Source organism: Scytonema sp. HK-05 (genome assembly GCF_963872035.1).
Lineage (GTDB): Bacteria > Cyanobacteriota > Cyanobacteriia > Cyanobacteriales > Nostocaceae > Kalymmatonema.
Genome location: NZ_CAWMYC010000121.1, coordinates 46,757 through 71,833, shown reverse-complemented (window position 1 = coordinate 71,833; position 25,077 = coordinate 46,757). Strand labels below are relative to the sequence as shown.

Sequence of the window (25,077 nt, the reverse complement as noted above, 5' to 3'; positions counted from 1 at the left end):
GCCTCCGGCTTATCGCCTGAAAGTTATGCAAACGCGCTGCTTTGTAGCCTTTCCATCACCATCCTTGAGGTCACGCAGATACTCCGCCGCCGCCACTAAAAAGCCCGCAGTTCCACAAGCTGGGTCACAGATAATTTCTCTCGCCCCCGGTGCCATCAAATCCACTATCATTTTAATAATGTGCCGGGGGGTGCGAAACTGCCCATTCGTGCCTGCTGTCGTCAGCTTGGAAAGCATATACTCATACAAATCGCCCTTAGTATCCCGGTCTTCCATTGGGATTTGGTCAATTTGTCCTACTACATTAGATAGCAGCGCCGGGTTAGCAATCAAAAAAACAGCATCTTTCATGTGGCGAACATAAGCACTCTCTGCCGCATTTGCCCCCAAAGTCTTGATGAACGGGAAAGCCTCATCCCGCACAATCCGCAACATCTCCTCAGAGTTCGTGAGATTTTTGAAGTAAGACCACCGGCAACGCTGCTGATGTGCTGAGAAAGTCGGGTTACTAACAGGTCTGTCTAGCCTTTGCGCTTTCTTCTCCTTCGCCAACTCCAGGTCATCCAAGCGCTTAATGAACAACAGGTAAGAAATTTGCTCAATAACTGAAAGGGGATTACTTATCCCGTTATTCCAAAAAGTTGTCCAAAGGCGATCGACCTTTGACTTCATCTCACCTGTGATCATCCGTTTAACTCCAAAGGGACGCGCCCTGTGTACTTTCACAACAGCGCTGTATACAAAGATATCAATGTGTTAGTTAATCCTACATTATAGAAGCTGTGTGAAATGCCCTCACCAACACTCGCCCTTCGTCCCAAGCCAATGCCCAGAAGCCTTGCTGCACCTTAAGAACAACTCAGTTGTCACAAACAGCGCCAAGGAATGCATCCCCATAAATAAATGCGCGGGGATTTTGTCTTCACTCCCAGGATAGAATAGAGCATAGCCTTTGTGCCGCCTTTTACAAACAGGCAGAAATTTAGTAGCAGATTTTACAGAATCGATTCAACAAAAATCTATGATTTCTAAAGGCAAATAGTGTCTAAATATAAAGGCTGATTGCATCTAACCTTAAGTGTGATTTTTATGGATTCCCGAATTCGCTTTTTGATGTGTGCTCCTGACCACTATGATGTAGACTATGTGATAAATCCCTGGATGGAAGGGAATATTCACAAGTCATCGCGCGATCGCGCTGTAGAACAGTGGGAACAACTGCATCACATCCTCAAAGAACACGCGATCGTTGATTTGGTATCACCCCACAAAGGTGTACCAGATATGGTATTTACCGCCAACGCTGGCTTATTGCTGGGCAAAACCGTTGTTCTCAGTCGCTTTTTACACAAAGAGCGTCAGGCAGAAGAGCCTTACTTCAAGCAGTGGTTTGAGGAGAATGGCTACACTGTCCACGAATTGCCCAAAGATTTGCCCTTTGAAGGTGCAGGAGACGCACTACTAGATCGGGAAGGACGCTGGCTTTGGGCTGGATACGGTTTCCGTACAGAATTAGATTCTCACCCCTACCTGGCAAAATGGCTGGATATCGAAGTGTTGTCTTTGCGCCTGATAGATGAGCGCTTTTACCACCTAGATACCTGCTTCTGTCCCCTCAAGGACGGCTATTTGCTTTACTATCCACCCGCTTTTGATTCCTACTCCAACCGCGTTATTGAAATGCGGGTACCAGCACATAAGCGGATTGCAATTTCCGAACCGGACGCGGTGAACTTCGCCTGTAATGCGGTGAATGTGGATCACATCGTCGTGATGAATAAGGCGAGTGAAGAACTCAAAGCACGTCTTGCAGATGCTGGTTTCCGAGTGCTGGAAACACCTCTTACCGAATTTCTCAAAGCTGGTGGCGCAGCTAAATGTTTGACGCTGCGGGTGACGGAACCAGTACGGGAAGAATTGCATGCGAATGTATCGGTGGAGAGCCGGGTATTACGTATACAAGGACACTTGCTGGACTCAGGCTTGATTAACCGCGCTTTAGATTTGATTACTGACAACGGCGGTAGCTTTCAAGTCCTCGATTTCCAATTGGGAGAGCAACGGCAAAGTACCTCACAAGCAGATGTCAAGGTGTCGGCTCCCTCCCATGAAGTCATGGAAAGCATTATATCGCATCTGATTGATTTGGGTGCGGTGGACTTACCTCAAGATGAGCGCGATGTCAAGCTGGAACCTGTGATTCAACCAGGCGTAGCTCCGGATGATTTCTACGTTAGCACGATTTATCCAACTGAAATCAGGATTAATGGTAAATGGTTGAAAGTGCAAAATCAGCGGATGGATGGCGCTATTGCCATTACCCAAACCCCCACAGGGGTCGTAGCAAGGTGTAAAATTTTACGTGATTTAGAAGTGGGTGAGTCTGTTGTTGTGGATGTGCAAGGTATCCGTACCATCCGCAAAACCGAATCACGCGAACAACGGAATTCTCAAGAATTCAGCTTTATGTCCGCGGGAGTTTCCAGTGAGCGACGCGTGGAACTTGTTGTTGAACAAGTGGCATGGGAATTACGTAAAATTAGGGATGCTGGTGGTAAAGTTGCTGTCACAGCAGGACCAGTCGTGATTCACACAGGTGGCGGCGAACATTTAGCACAATTGATTCGAGAAGGATACGTACAAGCGCTTTTGGGTGGAAATGCGATCGCCGTCCATGACATCGAGCAAGCAATGATGGGGACTTCCCTCGGTGTGGACATGAAGCGCGGCGTGGCTGTACGCGGTGGACACCGCCATCACCTAAAAGTAATTAATACTATGCGTCGTTATGGTAGCATTGCCAAAGCTGTTGAGGCTGGCATCATTAAAAGTGGCGTAATGTATGAGTGCGTCAGCAATGGTGTACCTTTCTGTCTCGCCGGCTCGATTCGGGATGATGGTCCTTTACCCGATACCGAGATGGATTTGATCAAGGCACAAACCGAATACGCCAGACTGCTCAAAGGCGCGGACATGATTTTGATGCTGTCTAGTATGCTGCACTCGATTGGCGTCGGGAATATGACTCCGGCGGGAGTGAAGATGGTTTGTGTGGATATCAATCCAGCTGTGGTGACGAAGTTAAGCGACAGAGGTTCAATAGAATCAGTTGGTGTGGTGACAGATGTGGGGTTATTTTTGAGTCTGTTGATGCAGCAATTGCAGAAGTTGACAAGTCCATATATTGGTAAAGTAGTTTAGGGATTTTCAAAAAATAAATTATCCCCTAACAGTGGGGTGGGCTTCTAGCCCGCCCAGTTAATAGGACGCGCTAGAAGCCCCGAAGTTTAAGAAAGTAGGGTGGTGCCCACTTTATGTTTAAAATAACGAACCGCCAAGACGAGCCAGCGCCGTGCGGGGGTTCCCCCCGTTGAGGCGACTGGCGTGCCAAGAACGCAGAGTAAAGAAAGGGAGAGAAGATGGAAGGAGTAGTTTTCAAAAGACAGCTACAAATTCGTTGGCTCAGTGTAATTACTGACTTTTTGTTAGCGGGGATGGTGGTAGGACCGCTTGCTGCTCCAATTCTTGCTGCATCTGGGTTACCCTTGTTACCTGTAATTGCAAAAATTATTTATTTTATGGGCGCTCATGTATGCCCACAGCCCGATATGGGGGTAGCTTTGGTGCCACCGTATATCATGGCTGTGTGTATGCGTTGCTACGGTACAGTCGCCGGGTTGTTGATAACGCGTGTATTGTATGGAGTGACAGGTGGTAAAGGTTTTTATTGGTTAAGTCAGTATGGTTGGAGTGGTGTGGCGATCGCCACTGTATTGATGATGGCTTATCCATTGGAACTAGCCGCAGAAGTTTTGGGTTGGTGGAGTTTTCATAATCAGGTTGTGACACTTTTTGGGTTGATCACAGGTTTGGCGTGGGGTTTGTTTACTATGCCGATATTGCATCAGAATGGGCGATCGCGAAGCGTTGCTGCTTTCAGCAAATCGCCATATCGTCAGGAATTTGGTGCGTAACACGCACGCGATCGCCTCCTACAAAGTAAATTCTATTGACGCTCTCCTGACTTCTAGTCAGGAGAGCGTCAAACTTATGGAATTTAGCCTATGAGATTTAAAGAGTAGTTGGATGATGGAGAAGCAATTTGCCAGTCTTTATCTGGAACTTGGGTGAGGAAGACTCCCTGGTCTGGGGTATAGGTGGTGCCGTTCATCTGCCAAATGGCATTTTCTCCCGTGCTATAGTTGCGCCAAAGGATGTCAACATTACCATCTTTATTAAAGTCTTCTAAACCTGCAATTTCCCAGTTTTGATCTGGAACTTGGGTCAAAAAGACTCCTTGGTCTGGGGTATAGGTGGTGCCGTTCATCTTCCAAATCGCATTCTCACCAGTCCGAGAGTTGCGCCAGAGGATGTCAACATTGCTATCTTTATCAAAGTCTGCTGTACCTTGAATTTGCCAGTCTTTATCTGGAACTTGGGTGAGGAAGACTCCCTGGTCTGGGGTATAGGTGGTGCCGTTCATCTTCCAAATCGCATTCTCACCAGTCCGAGAGTTGCGCCAGAGGATGTCAACATTACCATCTTTATTAAAGTCTGCCAGACCTTCAACTTGCCAATTGACATCATCAACTTTGGGTAGGAAGACTCCCTGGTTTGCGTCATTTGGGTTATAGGTGGTGCCATTCATCTGCCAAATGGCATTCTCTCCCGTGCTATAGTTCCGCCACAGGATGTCAACATTACCATCTTTATTAAAGTCTGCTACACCCTCAATTTCCCAGTTTTTATCTGGAACTTGGGTGAGGAAAACTCCCTGGTCTGGGTTATAGGTGGTGCCGTTCATCTGCCAAATGGCATTCTCTCCCGTGCTATAGTTCCGCCAGAGAATGTCAACATTACCATCTTTATTAAAGTCTGCCTGACCTTCGATTTCCCAGTTGACATCATCAACTTTGGTTAGGAAAACTCCCTGATTTGCGTTATTTGGGTCATAATAAGGAGAACTGCTGTTTAATGTCCAAATGGCATTCTCTCCAGTACGATAGTTCCGCCACAGGATATCTGGTCTACCGTCACGATTGAAATCAGACTTAGAAGAATTCAAGGTAACAGTGACATTGCCAGTAACTTGTAAATTCGTCGGGTCGCCTTGTAAGCCACCGTACTCTACAATGTAACCCTGAGGTTGATAGTTTCCAGGTTCCACAACATCGCCAAGGTCATTCCATTTACCTTGTGCAGGTTGACCGAGGTTGGGGTTGCCAATGATGTGGGCGTAGTCTTCCCCAAGGTTACCACCATCGTTTGGCTCACCTGATTCCCAGTTGCTATATTGACCTCCAACAGTACTACCTTCTATACCTCCAAGCCAAAACGGGGTTCCAGTCCCTTGTGTTCCAGCCTCTGGTCCTGTGACCCAACGCCAGTCACCCTCAGTAGTACCATCGGTACCTCCTATCCAACCGTTTCCTTGGACTTTGCTTTGAACAAAGTTTTGTTCTGTAGCAGAGGTGATAGTTGCCAGGTAACCTTGGCGGTTGAAGTCGTCACGACGATTTTCAGCCAGCAACCGAGCACTTGTCCAAGCAATACCTTGATTGGGGACAAACTCGTAGAAGTGGTTGTTTTCTGGATTTGCTAGGTTAGTACCTAGGGCGAATTGAATGCCACGCGCTGCTGCAGAGGGGGTGTTATTGGTATTGCTGTAGGTGACTTGGCGCAGCACATTCTGGTAAACATCGTTAGTAGCCGTACCAGTGAAGGTCAAAACCCCTGTTGTCGTGTTGTAGTTCCAGTTCAGACTTTGGATAGTGCCAATGATATTACTGCCACTAGTAGTACCAGTTTCTCCGGCAATACTAAGCCGATCTTCATTGGGATTGAAGTTAGAAGTGATGATGACCGATGCACCATTTAGATTGCCATTGTCAGGGTCAGTAATACTCAAATTGGGGGCAATAGCTCTGGGATTAGCGCCAGTCGTGTAGTTGGTTGTCCCAGAAACGGTTAGAGTCTGTACCATGGCTCATCCTTTGTTAGGAAAAAGTGTTTTAGGAAAGATTGCAGATGAACTGCACAGCTAGCTATAGAGAACACTTATGTTGTAGATGCTACTAAAAAAGTAACTATACTTACCAAGTTGATTGTAGAAAAAAATACTCATATGAGTCAAACGAGGCTATTCTGAGATGAAATGCTGTATGATTGATTACCTGCAACAGAAACGGAACAACAGCCAGAATAGTGTCAAAAATGACTCATTACCGCACCCTGTGTTATTTTGCCCAAAAATTGTCACAGAATTCTGATTGAAAAATTAATTTAATAAAAATTTAATAATCTTCTTTGTAGAATGAAGGACAAATTATGTTGTAGGAAATGATAGGAAAACTGTGAAATATGAACTATTCTTCATCCTTCAGACTTTATTAAAGTTACAAATATTTAGCTGACGAATCAGCGGACACTACGGAACCACTCAACAATTCCATCAGCTATGACTCTTGCTAGCTTCTTCTGTTCTTGAGGATTTGTCACCCACTCAAATTCATTTGGATTGCTCATAAAACCCAACTCCAGCAAAACTGATGGCGCACTCGCTGGACGTGTAAGCGCTAAGTTATCCCAAAATACGCCGTAGGATGGTCGTCCTAACTTACTCACTATATAGTTGTGCATAAATACTGCTAAGCTGTGAGCTTGGGGATGATACCAAAAGGCTCCCATTCCTTTCGTGTTTTCGGCATCACCTTCATCGGGTAGGGAGTTGTAATGTATGGAAATGGCGATCGCTGGTTCTTCTTTATCAATTCTCGCCACACGATCAGGAAGCGACACTTCCGTATCATTCTCCCGTGTCATCACCACCGTCGCCCCTCGCCTCACCAACTCATCGCGCACCAATTTAGAAACCACCAGGTTGACATCTTTTTCCAAATATCCTGTTGGTCCGGATGCACCAGATTCTTTACCCCCATGCCCTGGGTCGAGTAAAATTTTGAGACCAGATAACGGCTTTTGTCTTTTGAATAACCCCGTTGTTTCCCGCTTGCTTGCAGAGGAGTTGAAAGGTGAGTCACGTAAACCCAAAATCAGACTCGTTCCGTCGTATCTCAGCTTATACCCCCACTGTTGAGCCTTTTTCAGGTGAAAAGTGTATTGCACTCCTCCCTGTCCCCCTGCTGTAGCGGGGGGGAGTTGTTGCCAATCTAGGCGAGAAATCAGAGCGTTGTCATCTAAGCGAATAATATCTGTTTGGGCAGTGGTATTATAAAGGGTGAGAGTAAAAGTCTGATCATTCTGCTGTACACTCACAGGGACGGGAACTTGCAGCGGGAAAACCATTTCCGTCACACCCGGGAGTTTCCGATATCCAACACTGCGGATAATAGTCTGTGGGAAAATTGCTCCTGGCAAAGTGCGCGTTTCCTTACTATTGATCCAAGCGCCATAGTCCAAACGCAACCACTCACCTTCTCGTCCTGTGACTGCTGCCCGTGTGCCTTTAGGTAGAGGCGTGAGTCTAGAATAATTTGTAGTGGGACCAGTACGAGCAACACCAGAATCTGCTGTCACCTCCACAACTTCCAACTGTGCAGGTGAGAGGATGGTGATTTTTCCAGTTCCTGGTTGAGTTATCGTTTTGCCATCCAGCGTCAGTTGAAACTGCGGTTGTCCCAAATTGGCAGATGTTTCGACTGTTGTACACCCCTGATAATTGCTTGCGCTAGACTCAGCAGAGGGTTGATTTTGCCCTGTTAAAGCGGCAGAATTTGCTGGAAGTTGTGCTTGTTGTGGCTGGCGTGCTAGGGAAACAGTCTGATTTCCCAGCTTTACGGAAACAGCCGCATTCGCTGGGGCGATCGCCTTAAAACAGATCGGTTCCCCCGGAAGTTTAGCAATGTCCACTGCTGGTGTGAGAGAATCTTTGGCAAAGGCTAACCCCTGTGGTACTTCCGGTTGAGTCGAAACTCTTGTCACCTTAAGAAGGAGTTCTTGATTTTCGTAGCGGACAGTAAAGACGTTTTCTCCCACCTGCAAGGGAAAACTCGGGGCAAAATGACCAGACTTGCTGCGCTTTACTGGCTTACCATTGATGAGAACCTCTCCACTTGATGGTGCTGTGCCAATAAAGAAAATTTTCTTTGCACTTGTCTGGGAATTTGCCCGAGGATAAACAACTTTGAGGGATTGCTCTTGAGCCAAAACTAACGAGGGTGTGATTATAAAGCTTAATATTACTAATCCTAAAAGTGGTCTCACGTCAAAATAGAAGAATAATTTACAAAAAAGTTGGGAGTGGGGAAGTCGTAAGTAGTTAGTAGTTATTACAACATTCAACACTTATTGACAACTAACAACCAACATCCGTCATTACCCAATAACAATTACTGTGGCACAATGACGGGTGTATTTTTAGAAGTTGCACAAAGTTAAAAATACTATGACTAAGTTTGTATTTGTTACTGGCGGAGTTGTTTCTAGTATCGGTAAGGGAATTGTAGCAGCAAGTCTGGGGCGATTGCTCAAGTCAAGAGATTATTCTGTGTCAATTCTCAAACTCGATCCCTATATTAATGTTGATCCAGGGACGATGAGCCCCTTTCAGCATGGCGAAGTCTTTGTGACTCAAGATGGTGCTGAGACAGACTTGGACTTGGGGCATTACGAACGTTTTACGGATACCTCCATGTCGCGTTTAAACAGCGTAACCACTGGTTCAATTTACCAAGCTGTAATTAATAAAGAGCGACGTGGCGATTATAATGGCGGCACAGTACAGGTGATTCCGCACATTACAAATGAAATTAAAGAGCGGATTGTCAGAGTCGCCAAAGATACTAATCCAGATGTTGTCATTACAGAAATAGGCGGTACGGTAGGTGATATTGAATCGCTGCCGTTTTTGGAAGCAATTCGCCAATTCCGTAAGGATGTAGGGCGGCAAAATGTGCTGTATATGCACGTAACACTAGTTCCGTGGATTGCTTCAGCGGGTGAGATGAAAACTAAGCCAACGCAACACTCAGTCAAAGAACTCAGATCGATTGGCATTCAACCAGATATCTTAATTTGTCGATGCGAACGTCCCCTAGCAACAGGGATAAAACAAAAATTATCAGAATTCTGTGATGTTCCTGTAGAATGCGTCATTTTATCGCAAGATGCTAAAAGCATTTATGAAGTCCCGCTGATTCTGGAACGAGAAGGACTGGCGCAGCAAACGCTAGAGTTGCTGAACATGGAACAACGTCAACCAAATTTGGTGCAGTGGCAAACTTTGGTGGAAAAATTGTACAGTCCCACTCATCGATTGGAAATTGCCATAGTGGGTAAGTATGTGCGTTTGTCCGATGCCTATCTTTCAGTCGTAGAAGCACTGCGCCATGCAGCAATTGCTATGAGTTGCGAACTGCACCTACGTTGGGTCAATTCAGAAAAATTGGAAACCGAAGGAGTCGAAACTTCTCTTGAAGGTGTGGATGGTATCGTTGTCCCAGGAGGTTTTGGCGTCCGGGGAGTCGATGGCAAAATTGCCGCAATTAAATACGCGCGAAATTGCCAAATCCCATTCTTGGGTTTGTGCTTGGGAATGCAATGTTCAGTGATTGAATGGGCAAGGGACATCGCCGGATTAACAGATGCTAATAGCGCGGAATTTGACCCCCATACCGAAAATCCAGTTATTAACCTCTTGCCAGAACAGCAGGATATAGTTGATTTGGGCGGAACAATGCGTTTAGGTTTATATCCTTGTCGCTTGCTTCCCAATACATTGGCTTTCAAACTCTATCAGGAAGAAGTAGTTTATGAACGCCATCGACATCGCTATGAGTTCAACAACGCCTACCGCAATATATTTGTAGATTCTGGTTATGTGATTAGCGGCACTTCTCCCGACGGACGCTTAGTGGAAATAATTGAATTTCCCAACCACCCCTTCTTTATTTCTTGCCAATTTCACCCAGAATTTCAATCAAGTCCCAGTATCCCTCATCCTCTATTTAAGGGTTTCATTCAAGCTGCGATCGCGCAAAGGGCACTGCCGGAGGCGATCGCTCGTTCTAATCCTTCCTCTGTTACACAAGCACCAGCACAAGTCTCTTAATTAATCATCAGTCATGAGTCTTTGGTTTGAGTACCAAAGATTCATGACACAACTCAAAATCTTTTACGGGTGTAGCGCTGAAATTTGCTGCTGTGAAACTTGTGAATTGAGGGATTTTTGTGGCCTACTGGGTGAAAATTCACTATGAGAGAAATGAATATGTAGTCAATTTTGAACGGGTTACGGCTTTTTGTCATGAACGGAACGGCAGGGTTACTTTTTGGTTACCAGATTGTGCTATCCCCATAGTGGTTAATTCCCAAAACAACTTAGAAGACTATCAAAAAATTCTGGATTATATACAGCATGTCACGGCGTTAGGGTTTGAGAAATCCTATTGGGTGAAAATTCTTTACGAAAGGAATGAGTATATCATTAACCTCGACAGCATTAGTTCTTTTTGTCATGAACCAAACAACGGCAGGATAACTTTTTGGTTGCCAAATAGTACTCTTCCCATCATTATCAACCCTGTGAGTAATCCAGATTCTTATCAAAAAGTTTTGGAATACGTTCAGAACACAACTGGTTATCTTTTATAAGTCAAGAATATCGCATGATTGCTGGTACTCCGTGCGATCGCCGAAGGCACTGCGCTTTGCGCAATCGCTGCTTGAAGCACTCTCCCAAAGAGTTATCCTCTGGTCGTTTATTGCCATTTCGATAAGCGTTCAGTAGGAGTGGTTAGCAGAATTTTTAGAACTACCGAACACCAAACAGGTGGATGTTTGTTTTAATGAGTCCTACAACTGCTTCCCATGCCCTAGGAAGAGTCGCAATTTGGTAGTAAAGTTCAACCCAGTCATTGGAAATAAGCGTTGAGTCATACACAGACTGCTTCAACGCCAAAGCTGTACCGCTGCGAGTGGGTTTGAACAATCTGCCAACGAAAGGTAATGTTGCTAACCGAAGCGTAAGTGTTATTTCTTTACCTAAGCCCAAGCTGTTCACCAGGACCAACTTCTCTACTTTTCCAGGAAAATTCAGTGCGAATTCCAAGACGACACCGCCTCCCAGCGAATTTCCAATCAGGCTCGCGCACTCGATACTGAGGGCATCCATGAAATCTTTGACGAACTGGGCTAGGTAGGTGAGCGAATAAGTTGCTGGTGGCTTATCGGAACGACCAGCGCCTACTAAATCAACAGCGTAGACACGATGGTGTTGAGCTAAGACGCTAATATTATACGCCCAAGTCTCCACACTACTGCCGATGCCGTGGAGCAAGATGACTGTTGTTCCGTTACATAAAACCTACCCAATTGCACCCACCGCTAGACTTTTCTACACAACAAGATGACTGGTACTAGTTAGGGAGGTTGGGTTTCGTTTACTTCCTGCTTCATTCTGGAGAAGTCGGCAACAAGACCAGTCCACAGGCGAATACGGTCTAACTGACCGCGTTTTTCACGCCACTTGCTACAACCGGGGGAACCCCCGAAGTTTGCCCGGAGGGAAACCCTCCTTGCAACTTCTCTCCGGCAACGCAGTGGCTCAAATTGATGGCTGCGTTTAAGTCGCGGTCAATAACAAAACCGCAATGCCCGCATTCAAACACTCGCTCATCAAGTCCGAGTGTTTCTTTTTTGATTCCGCAGTTAGAACAAGTCTTGCTAGATGGAAACCACCTATCAACGACTAGCAGCTTGGAACCATATAGTTCACACTTGTAGGTTAACTGTCTACGGAACTCAAAGAATGACATATCAGAGATTGCTTTAGACAAGCGTTGATTAGCCAACATTCCAGACACATTAAGGTCTTCAATCACTACTGTGCCGTGGTTCTTAGCCAGTAGTGTCGTCAGTTTATGCAATGTATCCTTGCGGATGTTGGCAATCTTTCTGTGCAGTCTAGCAATCTGCAAATTCGCTTTTTTCCAGTTGTTTGAACCGATGATTTTATGGCGGTTCAACCATTGCATTTTGCTTAACTTAGCTTCGTACTTTTTGTAAGATTTGGCTCCAGCTATGACATCGCCAGTGCTGAGAGTTGCTAGGTTCTTAATACCAAGATCAACACCTACAACGTTTGTATGTTCGGACTTTTGAGTTTCTACGTCAAATCTGAAGCTGATAAACCATCTATCGGCTTGGCGAGATATTGTGCAAGACTTAATCAATACCTGCGGTAGTCGCTCGTAAGTTTTAATAACGCCAATCACAGGCACTTGGATTTTGTTACCGCCCAAGATTTTGACTGTCCCTTCAAGTGTGAAAGAATCTCGCTTTCCTTTCTTTTTGAACTTCGGCACCCCTTTTTTCTTGTTAAAACAATCTTTCCATGCTTCACGCAAAGCCATCAATGCTTGTTGTGGAGCCGCCGATAGAACATTCGTAATACCATTCATTTTCAGGCTTCACAAGTGCTACCAACCATTTATGAAGGTCAATAGCGCTAGGAAATTTTATCTTGGTTTCGGAATTAACTTTATTATGGTCAAGAATCTGCTTAGTGAGAGCTAGTCCCCAGTTCCACGCATGACGGGATACACCACAATGCTTAAGCAGCTGAGTGCGTTGCGCGTTATTCAGTTTTAGTTCTGTCTTAAAACCTAGTAACATCGTTTTGTTTACATATGTTACTATATTAGCATATAGAGTTAATTTTGTGTGATGCCATTTCAAAAAGGTAACAAGTTAGGATTTAAACCACAGAACAATGAGCCGTTTGATAAGCGTCCTATATGTTTCAATGTACGTGTGGGAGTGAGGGAGAAACTTAAAACCGTCCCTGACTGGCAAGAACGGCTAAGAGAATGTGTTGACAAGCTTCTTGAAGACATGGACAAACAGTAAGCTATGGGTAGCTTTGTCCAGAAATTAAGTTACAGCTTCACCCCCTTGTCCCCCGAAGTCCAGTAACGTGTATTGATTTGACCAACTTGGACATATCGGTCTTGTGGTGTCTGTACAAGCATCATAGGCATCAGTCAGCATTTTTGGTTGACGTGGAGTGACTTGCAGTTGTCATTCAGAATCAGGTTCAATTGATAACGCCTAAGCCCCTACTTTTGAAAAAGCTAACTTCGCGGCACCTGCTATCCCCGCAAAGTTACCCAATTCTGCTGGCAATATTTGTAAACCAAGACGTGAAGTAGGCAGAACTCTCTGCTCAATTTCTGCTTTAACAAATGGTATAAAAAACTCAGCACTGCCACTCACCCCGCCACCAATCACAACTGCTTGCGGCGTCAGCACGTAAACCAAACTAGTCAATCCAATTCCCAAATCTCTACCATATTCTTTCCAGAATGTCAAGGCTTGAGCATCTCCGGCTTTTGCCAGAACGCCGAGTTCTGCTGGTTCCTTGCCTGTACGGCGACGAATTGCGGTGACTGATACATACTGTTCCAAAGAGCCTTGATTGCCACTATTACACCTTGGACCATCTGGCTTGAGGGTAATCAATCCCAGCTCACCGGCTGCGCCTAGAGGACCAGTAAAGAGTTGGCCATCTAGGATAATTGCGCCACCGACACCAGTTCCCAAAGTCAGCAGAATCAGGTTCTGAAAGCGGCGACCTGCTCCTAGCCAAGCTTCCCCTAGCCCTGCACAGTTGGCATCGTTACCGACAATCGTAGGTTTGCCTGTTTTTGCTTCTAAAGCATCGGCTAAAGGCACATCGTACCATCCTGGCAAGTTAATGGCAATTTTGGCAATGCGTCCTTGAGCGTCCGCAGGTCCGGGAGTGCCAACACCAATGGCAATGCAATTTCTCTCAAAGTCAATTTGGGCGATCGCATCTACCATTTTTGCTATAACCGCCTCTGGTGTCGCTGGTTGCGGCGTTGCCACAGTTAAGGATTGTAAACAAGTGCCATCTGCGGTAAAACGCCCCAGCTTAATTGCTGTTCCACCCAAGTCAATACCAATTACTTGAGAATTCCCCACTTTCAAACCCCTCACAGATTTGGCAACAGAATAAGTAGATTTCTGGCAAAAAACCCGTTTATGGCGAATTGGAACCGCAGATGGACTCCTGCGTGCGTAGGACGGGTTCCCCGGCTTGTTCAAAGCAGCATCTGGAGGAGAAGATAGCACCTGCCGTGCAGATAAACACTGCAAAATTTGCTACTTCATTTTTTACCAGTTTCGCTACCAAAAAATTCTACATTCTCAGAGTCATTTGGTGCTGGTCGTAAAGCAGCGACAGTCAGGGGATGAAAACTAGGCTGACTCTGTAAAGATGCTACTGGGGAACCTCTTAAGATGCCAGTCAGGGCGACGGAAAGCATAAAGCCACCAGCAGCGGCAGCAATTAAAGAAATATTATCTTTCACACAGATCTCTCAATGATAAGTACAACAGATATTAGAGTAGCAAACAGATAATGGTTATTTTTTCTCATTTGTCCAACGACAAATGAAAAGAGACTCAATGACTAATGATTATTAACAAATAATTCTTGACTATTTCCGGATGTCTTTGCGTAAACGGGGATTAATAAATTCATTTAACCCCTCACCGAGTAGCGACAGCCCCACAACCATAATTGTCATCGCTAATCCGGGGAAAAAGGCAGTCCACCAAACACCAACAGGTAGTGCTTGCAAAGCTTGTTGTAAATCGCGTCCCCATTCTGGCGTTTCTCTTGGAAGCCCTAAGCCCAAAAAACCCAAACTCCCCAGAATCAAAATCGCATCAGCGGCGTTGAGGGTAAAAAGGACGGGTACGCTTTGAATGACATTGAAAAATAAGTACCGAGAAAGAACTTGCCAAGTGTTAGCACCCATTGCTTGTGCTGCTTCGATGAACACTTCTGTTTTAACGCTAACAGTGTGGTTGCGGACAACACGGTAATATTGCGGGACATAAGCAATGCTGATGGCAAGAGCGGCGTTTAATATTCCACGTCCTACGATAAATGCCAGCGTTACCGAAAGCAGCAAGCCTGGTAGGGTGTAGATACTATCCATAACAAATAGTAATGCTTTATCTAATCTACCGCCTAGGTAGCCACTTACCATGCCCAAAGGCACACCAATAAACATACTGAGTGCTGTAGCCAATAAAACCACTTGCAAGGCAGCTTGAGCGCCAAATAGCGTGCGCGAAAATACATCATAGCCTTCGCGACTGGTGCCAAACCAATGTTGGAGTGAGGGTGGTTCTTGAATGGGGTTAGTCAAGGAATCTAGGGGGTTTTGCAGCCAACCGAAAGCCTGGAGTAAGGGGGCGCACAAAGCCAGGAAGATGAAAAACAAAGTTATCGTTAACCCAATCAACATCAGTCGTTGGGAAAGCGTGGGGTTTTTAGCAAACCGTAAAAATCGAATCGGGGGACTTTTTGTGATGGTCATAAATACAAGAAGCCGTAAGGAGTTGCAAGCTGGTAACTACAGATGACCATTTTACCTATCAGGTTGTTTCGTGCGATTGCCTTTGGCAGTGGGCAAAGCCCAATCGCCGTAAGTCCGGAGGAGGCTTGTGCCAAGCGCGTAAGCTCCCACTGGGTGAAGGCACAAAGGAGCGTCTTTTGCTACTGAGAAGGCGGGTGTTGCACCATCTTTGCAAAGACACAAAGCCGATAACGGCTACAATGTTTACGTGTTGCATTATAAATAAGTGACATCTCCCGGCGATCGCCACAAAGTGGTACACCGACGGCTTCTAAACCTCAAGATTTAGATTTCCTGCTTCTTTGGGAGAGCCTAGTAGCATCCTTGCCCTTACTACCTTGGTTTAAATTCTTGGCTTTAGTTAAAAAGACTTATAAATATTTGTAACAATATTTAACAGGGCAATAATATCATTTAAAGTAGTCAGAAGCCAGCACCTAACCCTGGAAAGTGACAGTGCTGGCTTTGGCTCCTAATTATCAAAGGAGATAATTTCATTATGGCTTATCAAGAGCGCCTCAAACCCTGGGCAGTTGTTCATTCACTGTCCTCCTCACAAAAGGTAGTCGTCAGCCGCCACCGGAGTCGCATTGATGCAGAAGGATACCTTCAGTTATTGCGTGAGCAAAAGCCCCATAGCAAACATGAAGTCGTTTTCGAGATGGTAGAGGGCAATGGGTGTTAAGCTTGTCATTTGCTGACGTTCAGGCTGATAGGGTAAAGAGCGAAGCGAGTATTGGCAGAGAAAAATAGGGTGCATGAACCCAGTGCAACACAAATGACATCTTGCACTAGCCCGCAACAGCCAGAGATTTTAATTTCTGGCTAATAGCAAAACTCCTCACGCATAGAACTCGGTCAAATTTTGCACTCCATTTGAATAGACTTGTTTGGCTTAGCCTACCCATAACGTAAGTTTGGGTAGGCTAAGCCAAACCAATATAAAAAGCGAAGCAACATTATGGTAGGATAATAGTGCTACGGCTTTAACGTTGCTTCGTGGAGGCACGACCAAGTTTTTATAGCAATCATAGATTATTGCTAATTTTTACTAGAGTGTTCGTCGGCAAAAGTTCCAACGACACGCGCTCGTACGCCAGCTTTTCTGGTAACGCTATTTTTTAGCGAAAGAATCCTCAACTATAATCTTTGATTTAGTTGGGGTGCGTTCAATAGACTTGTTGCAAAAGTCATCTATCGACAAAAAAAGTAGTCAGAACTCCAAGAGTTAGGAACTTGAGCGATGAGCGAGGACACTTGTATGCCGAGGTTACTTGGGAACGCAAGCAAAGTGTCCTCCTCTGCACTTAAGTGCAGAGTGGGCGAGGACTTACAAATTGCTTTCAATCAATTGGCGATACTCGCTCTTTTGCTTGACGCCTTTGAGTTCCTTCAACAGATCCTTATCCTTGAAGAACTGAACTGTGGGTGTTCCTGTGACACCAGCATTTTCGGCGATGTCGCGGTCTTTATCGATGTCAATTTCGACAAAGTGGATTTTGCCGTCAAATTCATCCACCACTTTATTTAATATCGGCTTGAGGGTATGGCAAGGACCGCAGCCAGGAGAGACGTATTTGACGATAATCAGGCGATCGCTATCATGGAACAGCTTCCGCAAAGCATAACCCCCGTGATGGCGGGTTGTATTCAAATCAAATTCCGCAGCTTCCTGTTCCTCAGTTTTCTTCTCGGCTGGGTGTTCTAGTTCATTATCTGGAGTTTCCGCTTTTTGATGGAATTCCTGAATCAAACCAGTGGAAGACAACCAGCGTTCTGCTAACATCGCCGCCGCACAACCACTACCAGCGGCAGTAATTGCCTGACGGTACTCATGGTCTTGTACGTCGCCTGCGGCAAAAACACCTTCTAAGCTTGTTTCTGGAGAACCAGGCTTGGTGACAATGTAACCCACATCATCCAGTTCCAGTTGTCCCTTGAATAAAGACGTATTGGGATTGTGACCAATGGCGTAGAATAATCCCTTAACGTGCAGTTTGCTCTCTTCGCCAGTTTTGGTATTGCGGATTTTTATCCCTTCCATGTGGTTGTCGTTCCCAAACACATCTAGTGGTTCACTGTTCCAGTGAACTGTGATTTTGGGGTTACTCAAAACGCGGTCTTGCATCGCTTTAGAAGCCCGCATCTTCTCAGAGCGTACCAGCAAATTCACTTTAGAGCCGTATTTGGTCAGGTAAATTGCTTCTTCCGCCGCCGAGTCGCCGCCACCCACCACAGCTAATTCCGCGCCGTGGAAAATAGGCGTAGCACCGTCGCAAATAGCACAAGCAGAAATTCCTCGGCTCCAGAATTGATGTTCGCTGTCTAAACCCAACCGCTTTGCTGTCGCACCCGTGGCAATGATAACGCTATTAGTTTTAAATTCCCGTTCCTCAGAGCGAACTGTAAAAGGACGCTGAGTTAAATCAACTTCAATAACATCTTCTGTATATAACTCAGCTCCCCAGCGTTCCGCTTGAGCCTTCATCAAATCGATCAGTTCTGGTCCGGTAATTCCTTCGGGAAACCCAGGAAAGTTCTCCACTTCAGTCGTTGTCATCAGCTGACCACCTGGTAACCCCCCCGCTTGGAAACCCTCAAAGACAACCGGTTTGAGGTTAGCTCGTCCTGCGTAGATAGCAGCAGTATAGCCTGCTGGACCAGAACCTATAATCACTACGTTTTCTACTGTCGCGTTGGTCATGATTATTTATATAAACTCATAACGACTACGACTTAGTATAGCAAATTATTTCCGAGCTTGGGAAGGGGGAGGGCAGAGTCATTGCATTTCGGTGCCAATCTGCCAGAAAATTTATTCTCTGTTTCACATATTGACAAAAAAATAATTATGTGTATTATATTATTTTGTTTCCTTCCTTCTTTAATTAAAGTGTAAGCAAAATCAGCTTATGTACTTTTGGGATAGAAATGGGAAATTTTCCGTGAATCTGACTATTGCCATTCTCACTTGCATAAAATATATACACGCGGTAGGGGCTTTCGTCTAGCCCATTGGTGTCAATTTAAGCCAAAACTCTTTTAAAATCTCGTTTCCAGGTAGAACCTGGAAATGCGCGAACCTGGTAACGAGGGTTTGGAGGCTTCGCCGACTCACTGTTGCAACTCTTGCAAGATCTCACGTGAATCTGACTATAACGCTTCTCGTTTGGATGAAGTAATTATTTATCTGTGTCCATCTGTGTCCATCTGTGGTTTTTATTTCTTGATGTATTGCACTCAACTCCCGAACCGCTATATTGCCATTCTCACTTGCATAAAATATATACACACCGTAGGGGCTTTCGTCTAGCCCATTGGTGTCAATTTAACGTTCAGACCTTTACCCCACCTTGATTTGACCCCACCCCGCCAAACTTACGCTTTTGCTCGCCTCCCCGCTTGCGGGGAGGGGTTGGGGGTGGGGTAAAGCCAACGTGGAATCAAGGTTTAAACGTGATTGTTGACACGCATAGGCATTTCTCAGCCCCTACAAACAACCTGTATTGCAGCCAGTTGAAAACTGCTATAAAGGCACAACAACTTATCAGCCCTTGTCTTATTAACAAGAAAATTTTTTACTAAGGTGATATGAAAACGATGTGAAGTGGGTAAGTTACATTTAGAACTTTTTAACCCATGTGCACTTCACAGAAAATACGTATGAACACTCAACGAAAAGCTAAATTTCTGCGATATATTCTTCAGAAAAAGCAGGAAGAGCAGGGTTTCACACTTATTGAACTGTTAGTAGTCATTATTATTATTGGTATTCTTTCTGCTATTGCTTTGCCCTCTTTCCTTAATCAAGCGAATAAAGCCAAGCAGACTGAAGCGAAAACCTATATAGGTTCCATGAACCGAGCGCAGCAAACTTATTACTTGGAAAATGGTACATTTGCAAGTAACACTGAGTTTGATAAGTTAGGTCTTGGTATCGCAACAACGACTACAAATTACAACTACGCAATTCTTCCCGAGACAGGTGCTACTACTACTGCCACGAACCAAGCACAACCACGAACTGATGGCATCAAAGCCTATATTGGTGGCGTGAAACTGGGAAATGTAACTGGCACAAATGAAGGAACGACCGTAGCCGTATTGTGTGAAGCTAAATTTGGCAAAGACATCAATAATGCCAATGCTGCAACAGGTACAGAAGATGCCGAGTTCAACACACCCTCTGGTAGCGGAACCTCTCCTACCTGCCCCCCAACCTACATTAACCTATCTAACAACACGTCCGCGTCATCACAGTCGGATCAGGCTTCGTCTTCTGCGCCAGCAGGTGGCGGCTAGCTTCGTCTCAGTCATCAATCATTGTCCAGTGTTGTCAACATTTTGATTCCCAACCCCATTAAGTCAAAGAACAATAACTCTGTTGGAAAAGTAGTTTGTAGTAGCGCTTCAGCGCTCATAAGCACTCTTCGTGCTTACTACGAACACTAAACAAGTACAACCTTAACCAAGCTAATGACTCCTTTTTTAAACTTTTTTGGAATAAAAATAAAGTAAATAAAATCAACTTAAATTTCAATTACCCGTCATGCACTAGCCAATCGCAGTAGACCGCATAAAACTTTGGGCGTTGCTGAATCCATGTATGAAAAAGATGTCGTGTGATTCCAAACCCTTGTAGAGACCTACCATGGTACGTCTCTACACTTGGATTCATACTTCAAATTAGCAACGCCAAACTTTGTATCTTCGGGTCAATTTCGCTACAGATGAATTTATACCGCTTCTTTGTGTGAAAGTGCCTGCGCTTAGCGCATAAATCCATTGGCTCAGATTCCCGACAACTTCCGCGAAGTCGGGAATCTTGTTCACAATTTCGCTACAGATGGATTTATACCGCTTCCGAAACATCAGCTATGTATAAATTTGTTGCCTTCCTCCTTAGGGACTGTATTATCTTATAAATTTTGTCTCTGACTGAATAATTAAATTTTGATAAAAATCTTTGTTTCCTCTATCTAATATGAGATGTTTGCGATATTGTATATAACATTTAATAGAGTGTGTATAAGTCAATCTCACTGCACAGTCTGCCTTTGGGCAAGAATCTTCAAAAAAGCTCCAGTCATATAAATTTGTTAAAACTTGCATACATTATGGTGGAAAAACAAATAACGTTTTGCATATATCGCTCAAAAGTGTTATTTGTGCAAAAGACAGGACAAGACTTGTTTGAGATCAGTTTACAATAATGGCTTGTAGCGGCGAAACTTACCTGGCTTTGTGGGGATTACCGTACAAAACCGAATTTAATGGTCACGCAATTGAGTAAGTTATGATATAGTTAAAAAGTTAAGACTTGCTTTGCCAAAGAAAAAGGCTCTACGCGTCGTCAAAAATTCCGGAACGGAAAGCAGTTTTGATCAAGCATTTACTAAACCAAATCTGAATTTAATCGAGGTTATGAGTAAGCAGCAAGTAATTCACCCAATGGTGAAGTTGCAGCGTAATGTGAGTTCACTCGTAGATTCTAATATTATCAAGCCCACGGATAGCATTTGGAAAATCGCTTTGCTGTTCGGAAACGAATGGCAACACTGGAAGCAAGAACTGCTAGACTTTGGGTTTAGCATGCAAGATCCAGTCAGCGAATTGCTAGCTGTGGAAGCTTGGGATGAAGAATAGCAGTAGCAAACAGGTTACAGCTGACAGCTCAAGTGGCAATAGGGGATAGGTGATACGTTACAGGTTACAGATGAAAGGTTCAAGCTTTTGTGTGTCGCCTCTACTTTCTACCTTATCCCCTATGCCTTGTCACCTATTCCCTGTTCCCCTATTCCCTAAACTTGGCACGCAGCCAAAGCCTGTGCTAATTCCTTAGCAGTTTGGTAGCGATCGCGTGCCAGAGGTTCTGTAGCGCGGTCAATCACCTCGCGCAACTGCGGAGTAATAGTGGGAACATTTGCGACTTCAAACCGGAAACTGCGTCCCCTCTGGCGATAGAACTTAAATGGGCTTTCGCCAGTCAGCAGAAAAATAAGCGTTGGTCCAATGGCATATAAATCGGATTGAGTCAGAGGTTGTCCCCGTTCTTGTTCGGGGGCACAATAACCCTCTGCACCAATACGAGTTCCAGGTGCCGTGCCAATCTCCTTCACCGCCCCAAAATCCAGCATCACTATGCGATTATTAGAATTTCGCACCATGAGGTTAGCGGGTTTAATATCGCGGTGGATCAGTGGTGGTTCTTTGCTATGGAGATAGTCCAAAATATCGCAGGTTTGAATCATCCAATTAATCGCTAAATTTGGCGTAACTGGTCCTTTTGAATAAATAAGTTTTTCTAGATCCTGACCGTGGACTAATTCCATCGCCAAATATTTCTTGCCACCTTCAACAAAGAAGTCGTAATACTTAGGAATTCCAACATGGCTGAGGGATTTGAGAGTATTTGCTTCTCGTTCAAATAATTCTTGTGCCTTGGCAATTTTCGCCATATCAGCATTCATCTGCTTCAGCACCAGCAGTTGCGGGTGTCCGGCAATTTTTCCTTGTCCATCCCAAGCGAGATAGGTAGTCCCCATACCTCCCTGTCCGAGAATTCGTAATACCTGATATTGACGAATTGTCTGTATCACCGACAGAGGTTCACCGCAGTGGATGCAAAACAAATTGTTAGGCGAGTTTCCTTCGTGCGTGCAAGTGTTGGGTGACGCGAAAGGAGAATATTGTGGAGCGGTTTGCTGGTCCATTTGGAATTTCAAGATGGGACCGCCTTGTGCCAGTTGCAGCAGGGAATTATCTGGCAAAAAAGCCTGAGTCACCAAGACGCCGTTGAGAAAAGTGCCATTTATGCCTTGACTAGTCACCTGCCAAGAACCGCCATTTTTATCAGAACCGATTTGTTTGAGTTCTAAATGATACCGAGAAACCAAAGTATCACTTAAAACAACGTCATTATCTGCGGAACGACCAATCCGTATAATGGACTCGTCGTCAAAGTGCCACTGCCTAAGAGGTGTTTTTTTTTGCGGTTCTAACAGGGTCAGCGTGACCATAGACGATTTTTGATTAGGGAGTAAGGAGATGAGCACAAGACAGCCAAGCGAGTATTGAGAAAGACTAACCATTATTCATTTACTTGCTCATCCTCCTTTAAGAAATCCCTAATCTAAAATTGATTGCTGTTGTTCTAAATTCGGGCGGACTCTTGCCCGGATAACTACAGCAGTAATATTGTCATGACCATTGTAATGGTTTGCCAAATCAATTAAAGCTTGAACGCCAGTTTCCAAATTGGCACTAGAACTCAAGAGAGGGGCTAAGTGAGTTTGCCAATGAATTTTTAACAAATCATTATCTGACAAACCATCCGAAGCAAGAACAAAAAGGGAATCTTCATTTATCTCCAAAAACTGTACATCGGGAATAATCAAGTGTTCATCGCGAGGACCAAGGGCTTGGGTAAGTTGGTAAGCATCAGGGCGCGAGTATGCCACACTAGGTTCCACACCCCGAGAAATTTCCCGTTGACCAACTTCATGGTCTACCGTGATTTGTTCCAGTCCTCTTTTGGGAGTCACGCGGTAGAGACGACTATCTCCCACATGAGCCACCACGACATGAGTATCTTGGATTAAAACCATAATGAGGGTGGTACCCATGCGCCCAACCCCAGAACGGGAATCTTGTTGATTGACATCGAAAATGGCTTGATTAGCTTGCCGTACCGCTTCTCGGATATCATCTTCTGTGGGCAGTTGGTCAGAAGTCCAGTGGGTTTGAAAGTACTGGCGCAAAGAACTGACAGCTAAGGCACTAGCAACCTCCCCACCAGCGTGTCCGCCCATTCCATCGCACAGAACATACAAACCACGTGCTTGTAAAGTACGGTTGTTGGGCAATTCTAGCTTATGAATTTTTGTTTCAATACCAAAGTAATCTTCGTTATGGTCACGTTGACGTCCTACATCGGTAAGCCCTGCATTTTCCAAACTCACTAACTGCATCGGCAGAACAAGTGTGGGCATATCATCGGTTTTCAATTCAGTGTCATCCTCTTGCTCATCTAATTGCAAGACAGTGGGCGTAGCGGTACTGTAGGGCATTGTTCGGGTAATTGGAACACTTGTGGAATTGCCTTGCAATTCAGAGGCTATAGCTTCCAAACGTGATTGCAGCTCCACGAGCGTTTGGATCTTTCCGAGTTCCAACTCTCCTATAAGGTGTAAAATAGAGCCAAATTGAGTGCGTTGAGACTGTCTAAAAAGCGCCTGCCAAACTCGTCCTAAAATTTGGACTGTAAAGGGCTGTGCTTCTAGCTGTGGTTCTAAATCTTCTGATAACTCAGCAGCCGATGACTTACCTGGTAATTCTACATACAAGCGCTGTAGTGCTAGCGACAGGTCTTCATCGAGTCGCAGATTCCCCAACTCCCACAGACTTTGACGGCACTTTACTGTTTCCAGCACCGCCCATAGTTGGGTCATCTGGTAAAAAAAGTGTACAATTTGTAGCGAACTTGTCGTATCTTCTCGCCACAGTTCAAGTAATTTTTGCCAGTTTGAGCGGTCTTCGAGCAGTACCACCTGTATATTTTCATGCTGCCAAGCATCATGAATTGGCGGTATTCCCAGATGGCACCAAGATTGTAAGGCAATATAAGGTTTAGCGAGACTGGGAATTTTCTGCTCCCCCACTGATGGCGTTGCTAACCCCTGTTGCTCATTTGCTAGCATGACCTCAAGCAGCGACAGTTGGTATGGTTGGCAATCTAGAACCCTAACGCACACCTCAGTATTAGTAGCAATTTCCCCTAAGGCTGGTAGCGGTTCTAGCAGTTGATAGCGCTTCTGTGGGTCTAGATACGACCCTACCGACAGAGGGGAGGGAAAAGAGGATAAGGAGGATGAGGAGGATAAGAAGGATGAGGAGGATAAGAAGGATGAGGAAGAAAATATTGCTTCCCTATCTCCCCTATTTTCCCCAGCCGCAAAAGTTCCTTCCTGAGTAATAATTGCCCACAGAACTGTTCCGCATTCTGCGCCACAGTTATCACATCGTTGTGCATTCAAAGCCACATAAGTACTGCACTCTGGACAGACCTTTTGGGTCAGAGAAGCGCCACAGTTTTGACAAAATTTGTTGGTATTGGGGTTTTCAAAGTTACACTGAGGGCAAATCAGCATTGTGGAAGTTCCTTAATTCCCGATCCAAAGTGCTTCTAGCCACTAGAATCCAAAAGTGCCACATTTGTTAGCACCTGCCTACAGTAGACCGACAAAATATTGTGGTTCATCTGGCGAATTTTGGTGGCAGTCTTAATTGTTACGCATATTAACGATAGATTTCAGATACGGCAACATATCTCCTCACAATAAATTGCCATTAAAGCTAGACTTTGTGGCATATTCCAACACATATCTTTAGGTTTAGGAAATTTAGGGCGTGGGAAGATAAGGGAGATAATAAAGTCAAAAAAATCACATTTGTCATATTTGTCACATATGTATTATTCTCTTTCTCTTCCTCATCTTTCCAATCACCCCTCAAGCAGCACAGAGAGTTGAATAGCCAAGCAAGCGTTATAAGACCGACTTTCAACTTCCATTGTTCCTTCTATGTAGTTTGTATGTTTTTGTATCAGTGTCACTCTTCATCCTGTGCTTGCTTGTCTCCAAGAGTCATTACTAAGAATGTGGTAAAG

21 protein-coding genes are annotated in these 25,077 nt (G+C 44.8%); 8 read left to right on the top strand and 13 right to left on the bottom strand.

Annotated features, from left to right (window positions below):
• Positions 1 to 9: 9 nt before the first annotated feature.
• The gene (locus AACT52_RS25895) at positions 10 to 687 is read right to left on the bottom strand and encodes a type I restriction-modification system subunit M (protein WP_073633905.1); all 678 of its coding nucleotides are present in this window, start codon (positions 685 to 687) and stop codon (positions 10 to 12) included.
• Positions 688 to 1,089: 402 nt separating this feature from the next.
• On the opposite strand from AACT52_RS25895, the gene argZ reads away from it, so the two are divergent.
• The gene (gene argZ / locus AACT52_RS25890; protein ID WP_073633904.1) at positions 1,090 to 3,201 is read left to right on the top strand and encodes a bifunctional arginine dihydrolase/ornithine cyclodeaminase; all 2,112 of its coding nucleotides are present in this window, start codon (positions 1,090 to 1,092) and stop codon (positions 3,199 to 3,201) included.
• Positions 3,202 to 3,419: 218 nt separating this feature from the next.
• Positions 3,420 to 3,974, top strand: coding sequence for a DUF2085 domain-containing protein (locus tag AACT52_RS25885; RefSeq protein WP_073633903.1), 555 nt, complete (start codon positions 3,420 to 3,422; stop codon positions 3,972 to 3,974).
• Between the two features lie 83 nt (positions 3,975 to 4,057).
• Here AACT52_RS25885 and AACT52_RS25880 read toward each other — a convergent pair whose 3' ends face one another.
• Both AACT52_RS25880 and AACT52_RS25875 read right to left on the bottom strand, forming a co-directional pair.
• Entirely contained in the window at positions 4,058 to 5,983 is a 1,926-nt protein-coding gene (locus AACT52_RS25880; RefSeq protein ID WP_073633902.1) for an FG-GAP-like repeat-containing protein, read from the bottom strand.
• Between the two features lie 434 nt (positions 5,984 to 6,417).
• A complete protein-coding gene (locus tag AACT52_RS25875; protein ID WP_073633901.1) occupies positions 6,418 to 8,223 on the bottom strand; it encodes an N-acetylmuramoyl-L-alanine amidase in 1,806 nt (601 codons plus the stop codon).
• A 181-nt stretch (positions 8,224 to 8,404) separates the two neighbouring features.
• On the opposite strand from AACT52_RS25875, the gene AACT52_RS25870 reads away from it, so the two are divergent.
• Together AACT52_RS25870 and AACT52_RS25865 are read left to right on the top strand one after the other, a co-directional pair.
• Entirely contained in the window at positions 8,405 to 10,069 is a 1,665-nt protein-coding gene (locus AACT52_RS25870; RefSeq protein WP_073633900.1) for a CTP synthase, read from the top strand.
• A 119-nt stretch (positions 10,070 to 10,188) separates the two neighbouring features.
• The gene (locus AACT52_RS25865) at positions 10,189 to 10,611 is read left to right on the top strand and encodes a hypothetical protein (RefSeq protein WP_073633899.1); all 423 of its coding nucleotides are present in this window, start codon (positions 10,189 to 10,191) and stop codon (positions 10,609 to 10,611) included.
• 160 nt (positions 10,612 to 10,771) lie between these two features.
• On the opposite strand, the gene AACT52_RS25860 is transcribed toward AACT52_RS25865, so the two are convergent.
• From AACT52_RS25860 to AACT52_RS25850, 3 genes are all read right to left on the bottom strand, one after another.
• Complete coding sequence (locus AACT52_RS25860) at positions 10,772 to 11,296, bottom strand: alpha/beta fold hydrolase (protein ID WP_073633898.1); 525 nt, start codon at positions 11,294 to 11,296, stop codon at positions 10,772 to 10,774.
• A 163-nt stretch (positions 11,297 to 11,459) separates the two neighbouring features.
• Positions 11,460 to 12,419 carry an RNA-guided endonuclease InsQ/TnpB family protein gene (locus AACT52_RS25855; protein WP_233154070.1) on the bottom strand — a complete coding sequence of 320 codons (960 nt, stop codon included), beginning with the start codon at positions 12,417 to 12,419 and terminating at the stop codon, positions 11,460 to 11,462.
• Positions 12,358 to 12,633, bottom strand: coding sequence for a helix-turn-helix domain-containing protein (locus AACT52_RS25850; RefSeq protein WP_233154069.1), 276 nt, complete (start codon positions 12,631 to 12,633; stop codon positions 12,358 to 12,360). Before AACT52_RS25850 ends, AACT52_RS25855 begins: the two co-directional genes overlap by 62 nt.
• Before the next feature lie 51 nt (positions 12,634 to 12,684).
• Here AACT52_RS25850 and AACT52_RS25845 point away from each other — a divergent pair, with 51 nt between their 5' ends.
• Positions 12,685 to 12,867: a hypothetical protein gene (locus AACT52_RS25845; RefSeq protein WP_073633897.1), complete on the top strand. Its 183-nt coding sequence runs from the start codon at positions 12,685 to 12,687 to the stop codon at positions 12,865 to 12,867.
• 201 nt (positions 12,868 to 13,068) lie between these two features.
• Here AACT52_RS25845 and AACT52_RS25840 read toward each other — a convergent pair whose 3' ends face one another.
• The 4 genes from AACT52_RS25840 to AACT52_RS25825 all read right to left on the bottom strand — a co-directional run bounded on the left by AACT52_RS25840 (position 13,069) and on the right by AACT52_RS25825 (position 15,627).
• Positions 13,069 to 13,962: an ROK family protein gene (locus tag AACT52_RS25840; protein ID WP_073633910.1), complete on the bottom strand. Its 894-nt coding sequence runs from the start codon at positions 13,960 to 13,962 to the stop codon at positions 13,069 to 13,071.
• A 185-nt stretch (positions 13,963 to 14,147) separates the two neighbouring features.
• Positions 14,148 to 14,351 (bottom strand): hypothetical protein, encoded by a 204-nt coding sequence (locus tag AACT52_RS25835; RefSeq protein ID WP_073633896.1) that lies wholly within the window; start codon positions 14,349 to 14,351, stop codon positions 14,148 to 14,150.
• 129 nt (positions 14,352 to 14,480) lie between these two features.
• Positions 14,481 to 15,371, bottom strand: coding sequence for an ABC transporter permease (locus AACT52_RS25830; RefSeq protein WP_073633895.1), 891 nt, complete (start codon positions 15,369 to 15,371; stop codon positions 14,481 to 14,483).
• A gap of 58 nt (positions 15,372 to 15,429) precedes the next feature.
• On the bottom strand, positions 15,430 to 15,627 hold the full coding sequence (locus AACT52_RS25825; RefSeq protein WP_143172881.1) for a hypothetical protein: 198 nt from the start codon (positions 15,625 to 15,627) through the stop codon (positions 15,430 to 15,432).
• A 282-nt stretch (positions 15,628 to 15,909) separates the two neighbouring features.
• Between AACT52_RS25825 and AACT52_RS25820 the strand changes: the two genes are divergently transcribed.
• Positions 15,910 to 16,095, top strand: coding sequence for a hypothetical protein (locus AACT52_RS25820; protein ID WP_073633894.1), 186 nt, complete (start codon positions 15,910 to 15,912; stop codon positions 16,093 to 16,095).
• A 645-nt stretch (positions 16,096 to 16,740) separates the two neighbouring features.
• On the opposite strand, the gene trxB is transcribed toward AACT52_RS25820, so the two are convergent.
• Positions 16,741 to 18,114, bottom strand: coding sequence for a thioredoxin-disulfide reductase (gene trxB / locus AACT52_RS25815; RefSeq protein WP_073633893.1), 1,374 nt, complete (start codon positions 18,112 to 18,114; stop codon positions 16,741 to 16,743).
• A 959-nt stretch (positions 18,115 to 19,073) separates the two neighbouring features.
• On the opposite strand from trxB, the gene AACT52_RS25810 reads away from it, so the two are divergent.
• Together AACT52_RS25810 and AACT52_RS25805 are read left to right on the top strand one after the other, a co-directional pair.
• Positions 19,074 to 19,712 carry a type IV pilin-like G/H family protein gene (locus tag AACT52_RS25810; RefSeq protein WP_073633892.1) on the top strand — a complete coding sequence of 213 codons (639 nt, stop codon included), beginning with the start codon at positions 19,074 to 19,076 and terminating at the stop codon, positions 19,710 to 19,712.
• 1,122 nt (positions 19,713 to 20,834) lie between these two features.
• Entirely contained in the window at positions 20,835 to 21,056 is a 222-nt protein-coding gene (locus AACT52_RS25805; protein ID WP_073633909.1) for a DUF4327 family protein, read from the top strand.
• 155 nt (positions 21,057 to 21,211) lie between these two features.
• Here the strand turns inward: AACT52_RS25805 and AACT52_RS25800 are convergent, their stop codons facing one another.
• On the bottom strand, positions 21,212 to 22,429 hold the full coding sequence (locus AACT52_RS25800) for an FHA domain-containing serine/threonine-protein kinase (RefSeq protein WP_073633891.1): 1,218 nt from the start codon (positions 22,427 to 22,429) through the stop codon (positions 21,212 to 21,214).
• Between the two features lie 108 nt (positions 22,430 to 22,537).
• Positions 22,538 to 24,559: a serine/threonine phosphatase gene (locus AACT52_RS25795; protein ID WP_073633890.1), complete on the bottom strand. Its 2,022-nt coding sequence runs from the start codon at positions 24,557 to 24,559 to the stop codon at positions 22,538 to 22,540.
• Between the last annotated feature and the right edge of the window lie 518 nt (positions 24,560 to 25,077).